Raw genomic sequence first — 5,655 nt, forward strand, 5'->3', positions numbered from 1 at the left:
GCCGAAGGCTGGGGGCCATCGGCGACTGAGGAGAAGCCGTCGAGGTGCGTGCCCCGGCGGCGGCCCGCAGGCGGGGGTTTGAAGACGGACCCTAGGCCGCGAGGTCCTCGCGGGAGGCGACCAGGAAGACGTCGGTGAGCGGGGCGGCGGCGTCGGCGGTGACGGTGAGTTGGTAGGCGCCGGCCGGGAGGGGGCCGAGCGGGACGCGGGAGGGGCGGCGGGTGAGGGTGACCGGGAGCGCCCGGACGGGCTGTCCGGCGGTGCGGTCGGTGACGGTCACCAGGGCTTCGAGGTGCGGGAGTTGGCTCTCGCCGAGGGAGCTCTCCAGGGTGATGCCGACGACGGGTTCCTCGTCGGGCAGGTAGAGGTCGTCGCCGAGGTAGCCGAACCAGGCCTGGGCGGCGGCCCGCAGGTCGCTGACCCGGATGTCGTGGAGCGACTGCAGAACGCCCTTGAGGTGGTGGAGCATCGAGCCGTCGTTCTGCAGACTGGCGTGCAGCTGCGGGACGAAGGTCCGGGCCTCCTCGGTGCCGGAGAGCGCGGCGGAGAGTTTCGGCACGGTGCCGTCGCCGCCCTCGTCGTTGCCGCCGCGGGTGAGTTCGGCGGTGACCCGGCCGCCGGCCAGCCTGGCGCTCTGGTGGGTGGGCTGGTCGATGCCGACGATCGGGTGGTAGCGGACCGGGTTGGTCTCCCAGGCGGGGTCGAGCCGGTTGGCGGCGGCGGCCTTCTCGATCTCCTCCTGGAACTCGTTGAGGTGGGTGGACCAGGCGTCCTGCCAGCCGGGCAGTCCGGCGGCGGCGGGGGTGAGCGGGGCGCTGTCGTCGGCGTCGAGGTAGACGCAGCGGTAGAGGGGCGCCATCTGGTGCAGCGCGGTGAGCGAGCGCAGCATCCCGGTGAGGTCGACGGCGAACGGGCCGAAGCCCTTGCGGAAGCCGTTGACCAGGAAGTCGATCACGTTGAGCGAGCCGTAGAACGGGGTGCCGAAGGTGACCACGGCCCGGGTGTCCTGCCAGCCCTCCAGCGCTTCGACGAAGTAGCGGGAGACCAGGCCGCCCATCGAGTGGCCGATCAGCACGAGTTGGGCGTCCTGGTTGCCGGAGGACTGCCGCCAGTCGCGCAGCCAGCCGGCCGAGGCGTGGGCGAGCTTCCGGGCGGAGGCCCGGTTGTCGCGGCGCCAGTCGTACGGGAAGGGGAAGAAGTTGCGGCCCTCGGTGATGTCGAACTCGGCCTTGAGGAAGTCCTGGACCGCGGTGTAGCCGTCGATCTTCCACAGCCCGGGCAGGGTGTGGATGTCGCGCATCAGCCCGTCGGCGACGATGCCGTCACCGAGGTCGTCGGCCCGCCAGTCGTCCTGGCGCAGGGCGAGAGCGTCGATCGAACCGCCCAGGCTGATCAGCGCTCTGACGACGGCACCGGGTTCGGGCGCCCAGACCGGTACGCCGTTGCGGCTGAGCGTGCTGCCGGTGATGCCGGGCAGCAGGACCAGGACGTCGGGCATCGGGATCTTGCTCATCGTGGACTCTCCCGGAGGGTCGCCGAGCCGAACTCGTCGGCCGGGTCGCCGTAGTGCTGGTACGCGGCCCAGGCGCTCCAGCCGAGCGGCTCGGGGGTGCCGGGGTCGGTGGCGGACCGGTGCAGGTCGCGGGTCTTGAACATCTGCTCGCGGGCCGCCTTGACCGCGTCCCCGACCCCGCCGGGGGCGCGGCCGATCAGGGGGGCGAGCAGTTCGGTGTAGAAGGTCCGGGCGAAGCCGATGCCCTGCTGGTCGGGCACCTGCCAGCCGGCGCCGATGTAGTGGGTGACGCCGGCCCGCAGGAACTCGTCGGCGAGGCTGGGGATCAGCGTCGCCTGGCGTTCCGCCGCCACCGGGTCCGCACCGGTCGCACCGGGGGCCGCGGCGCCGCCGGCGAGCCGGGCGGACCAGCAGGCGTTGGCGACCACCATCCTTGGCGGACGGTCGAGTTGGGCGAGTTCCTGGGCGCTGAGCAGCCCGTCGGCGAACACCCAGCCGGAACGCCGGACGGTGCCGCTGTCGTCGAAGGTGCCGTGGCCGCAGTAGTGGACGATCTGGTACTCGCCGCGCAGCAGGGTGCGCAGCACGTCCAGCCGGGTGGCGGGTTCGGCGCCCGGTTCCCGGAGCGCGTTCGCGGCGCCGATGAACAGCCGTGACTGGACGCCGAGTTGCTGCAGGACCTCGTGGACGGCCTTGGCCTCCTCGCGGGCGCCGCGCAACTGCATGCCCTTCTCCGGGTCGCCGGGGTCGCCGATCACCAGGACCCGCAGCGGTTCGCCGGCCCGGCTGTCGGTGGCGACCCGGGCGTAGCCGGTGCGCAGCCGCCGGGCGAGCGGGGTGCGGACGGCGAGCGGCGCCCGGGGTTCGCTGGAACCCTCCTGGAGGTCGGTGAGGAACTCCCACGGGACGGCGGCGGTCTCCCGGTCCAACTCCAGTTCCAGCGAGGCCTCGTCGGAGATCAGGCGTTGGAAGTCCAGCGGGACGACCAGCCGGGAGAGCAGGTCGGGGAGGGTGGCGGCGTCGTCGAGGGTGGGTCCGGTGAGCCGGGCGACCAGTTGGCGCAGCAGGTCGGCGTCGACCGGGACCTGCCGTTCGGGGACGGTGGCGCGCTCGGTGAGCGCGGCCCAGCGGAAGCCGCCGTCACCGGAGAGCACCGAGATCCGGACCGGCATGCTGCCGCTGTACAGGTCGGTGGACGGCCGGACGCTCAACGCCAGGTCGGTGACGTCGAGTTCGGCGAGTCGGACGAGCTGTCGGCGGATCGGCTCGCGGACCTCGGGGTCCAGCGCGGCGAGCACGCCGGCGAGCGCCGCGCCGTCGCTGTTGCCGCCGGCCGGGGCGTCGGCGGCGGTGGCGGGCGCGGTGGCGGCGGCGCGGGCCAGCCGGGTCAGGCCGGTGACCGCGTACACCGCGGCGGAGGAGCGGGAGAGCCCGCCGCCGGGCGCGCTCGCCAGGGCGGTGGTGACGTGGACGGCGGGCACCCGGCGTGCCTCCTCGGCGAGGGCGCGCAGCAGTTGGGCGGCGCGTAACCGGTCGATCTCCACCACGTAGACGTCGGTGAGCGCGACGGGCGCGCCGTCGGGCGCCCCGGCCCGGGCGCCGACCGCTCCGCGCAGGGCGGCGCCGAAGCCGCCGATCATCGCCCGGGCGACCTGCGGCACCTGCAGGTTGCCCGCGCCGGAGCCGACCAGCACGGTGGCGGCGGTGCGGACGTGGCCGAGGCCGAGCAGTTCGCTGAGCAGCGACTCGTACAGCTGGACGGAGCGGCGCTCGGTGAAGGTGCCGAGCCGGCCCATGCCGATCACGGCGGCCGAGCGGACGGTGCCGGAGCGGGCCGGGAAGTAGGTGACCTCGCCGAGCGCGGCGTCGATCCAGCCGTGCCGGGTGTGCTCGGTGATCACGTTGCGCGGACCGCTGGAGATCGCGTGGTCGAGGGCGAGTTCGGCGGCGGCCGGGGCGACGTCCTGGTAGTGGCCGGTGAGGTGGACGTCGGCGGGCTGCTCGACCAGGTCGCCCCAGACCACGGTGACGGTGAGGCTGCGGGTCGGGACGGTGTCCGCCGGCGGCTGCGCGGGGGTGTCCGGTCCGGCGGCGGGGCCGGGGTTGGCCGGGATCGGCGGGCGGTCCAGCAGGTCGGAGATCTTCACGGTGGCGGCGTCCATCGGCCCCTCTTCCTCGGTGCCGCCGGACCCCCGTCCGGACGCGCCCGAGTGGCGAACACCCGCACAAGGTGCTCGAATTGTCCGATTACTTCTCAGTGGCGCATGTCACTCGACCCCTGTCAACTCGGCGCGTACCTGGTAATACGGGCGTGGACATGCCGTAGTCGAACCACGGGACCGGCACCCGGCGGCGTACCGGACCCGATCGGGGGAAAGGTGGACCACGGCAGCCCAGCTGCCCGCACCCACCCTCAGCCGGCAGCCGCAAGGAGGCCCCCGCCGTGACCCAACCGCCGATGCCGAACCCCGCGGGACCCGACTGGCCCGCCGACGCCGTGCTGTACCAGATCTACCCGCAGAGCTACGCCGACTCCGACGGCGACGGCATCGGCGACTTCGCGGGCCTCACCGCGCGGCTGGAGTACCTCGCCTGGCTCGGCGTCTCCGCGGTCTGGCTCACGCCGTGCTTCGACTCGCCGTTCCGCGACGCCGGGTACGACGTACAGGACTACCTCACCACCGCGGCGCGCTACGGCAGCAACGAGGAGCTCGCCAAGCTCACCGACGCCGCCCGCCGGTACGGCATCCGCGTCGTCCTCGACCTGGTCGCCGGCCACACCTCCGACCAGCACCCCTGGTTCCGCGCCTCCGCCGACGACCCCGCCGACCACCGCTACATCTGGTCCGACCGGGCCGCCGAGGGCTTCGTCGCCTCCCCCGGCCGCCGGACCGGCTGGTACCGGCCGAACTTCTTCGACTGCCAGCCCGCCCTCAACTACGGCTACGCCCGCCAGGACCCCGCCGAGCCCTGGCGGCAGCCGATCGACGCCGAGGGGCCGCGCGCCAACCGGGCCGCACTGCGCGAGACCATGACCCAGTGGCTGGCCGCCGGCGTGTCCGGCTTCCGGGTCGACATGGCGTCCTCGCTGGTCAAGGACGACCCCGGGTTCACCGAGACCGGCCGGCTCTGGCGCGAGATGCGCGGCTGGCTGGCCGAGGGCCACCCCGACGCGATCCTGCTCGCCGAGTGGGGCGACCCCGCCGTCTCCGTCCCGATGGGCTTCCACGGCGACTTCTTCCTGCACTTCGGCGGCCCCGGCGACGGCGCCGCGCTGCGCTCCCTCTGGTTCAACGGCACCGGCACCGTCGACGAGACCTGGCCCCCCGCCGCCTGCTACTTCGACGCCGACGGCGCCGGCAGCATGGAGACCTTCGTCGCCGCCTGGCAGCGCACCGCCGGTGCCCTCGCCGACGCCCCCGGCAGCGGGCACGCGATCCTCCCCACCGCCAACCACGACCTCTCCCGGCTCGCCTGCGGCCCGCGCACCGGCGAACAGCTCGCCCCCGCGTTCGCCTTCCAGCTCACCTGGCCGAGCGTCCCCGCCGTCTACTACGGCGACGAGATCGGCATGCGGTACGTCCCCGGCCTGCCCGACAAGGAGGGCAGCGTCCTCGGCCCGCGGTACAACCGGGCCGGCTCCCGCACCCCGATGCAGTGGGACTCCGGCCCCAACGCCGGCTTCTCCACCGCCCCCGCCGACCGCCTCTACCTGCCCGTCGACCCCGCCGCCGACCGGCCCGACGTCGCCGCGCAGCGCGCCGACACCGGCTCCCTGCTGCACGTCGTCCGCCGCCTGATCGCGCTGCGCCGCACCCATCCCGCGCTGGGCACCCAGGGCAGCCTCGAAGTCCTCAACACCGGCTACCCCCTGGTCTACCTCCGCGGCGGCCGCTTCCTGGTCGTGGTCAACCCGCGCCGCGAACCGGCCCGCTTCGCGCTGGAGCAGCGCCACGTCCCGCGCACTGCCCTGATCGCGCACGGCGTCCACACCGACCCGGGCGGCACGGTGCACGCCGACGGCTTCTCGTACGCGGTGTTCGAGCTCTAGCTGTTCTGACCCCAGAGGTTGGGAACGCGGCTGGCGGGTGGCTTTCCCCTGAGCGCAGTGTGTCCGCGGTGGTGATTGTAGGTGTGGAGCC

Annotated in this window: 3 protein-coding genes; 1 reads left to right on the top strand and 2 read right to left on the bottom strand. The window is 73.9% G+C overall.

Annotated features, from left to right (window positions below):
- Positions 1-91: 91 nt before the first annotated feature.
- The gene (locus tag ACGFX4_RS41220) at positions 92-1,513 is read right to left on the bottom strand and encodes a lipase family alpha/beta hydrolase (protein ID WP_393086357.1); all 1,422 of its coding nucleotides are present in this window, start codon (positions 1,511-1,513) and stop codon (positions 92-94) included.
- Entirely contained in the window at positions 1,510-3,675 is a 2,166-nt protein-coding gene (locus ACGFX4_RS41225) for a CHAT domain-containing protein (RefSeq protein ID WP_393086359.1), read from the bottom strand. Before ACGFX4_RS41225 ends, ACGFX4_RS41220 begins: the two co-directional genes overlap by 4 nt.
- Before the next feature lie 296 nt (positions 3,676-3,971).
- Here ACGFX4_RS41225 and ACGFX4_RS41230 point away from each other — a divergent pair, with 296 nt between their 5' ends.
- The gene (locus ACGFX4_RS41230; protein WP_393086361.1) at positions 3,972-5,564 is read left to right on the top strand and encodes an alpha-amylase family glycosyl hydrolase; all 1,593 of its coding nucleotides are present in this window, start codon (positions 3,972-3,974) and stop codon (positions 5,562-5,564) included.
- Positions 5,565-5,655: the final 91 nt, after the last annotated feature.

The organism is Kitasatospora sp. NPDC048365 (assembly GCF_043200835.1).
Classification (GTDB): domain Bacteria; phylum Actinomycetota; class Actinomycetes; order Streptomycetales; family Streptomycetaceae; genus Kitasatospora; species Kitasatospora terrestris.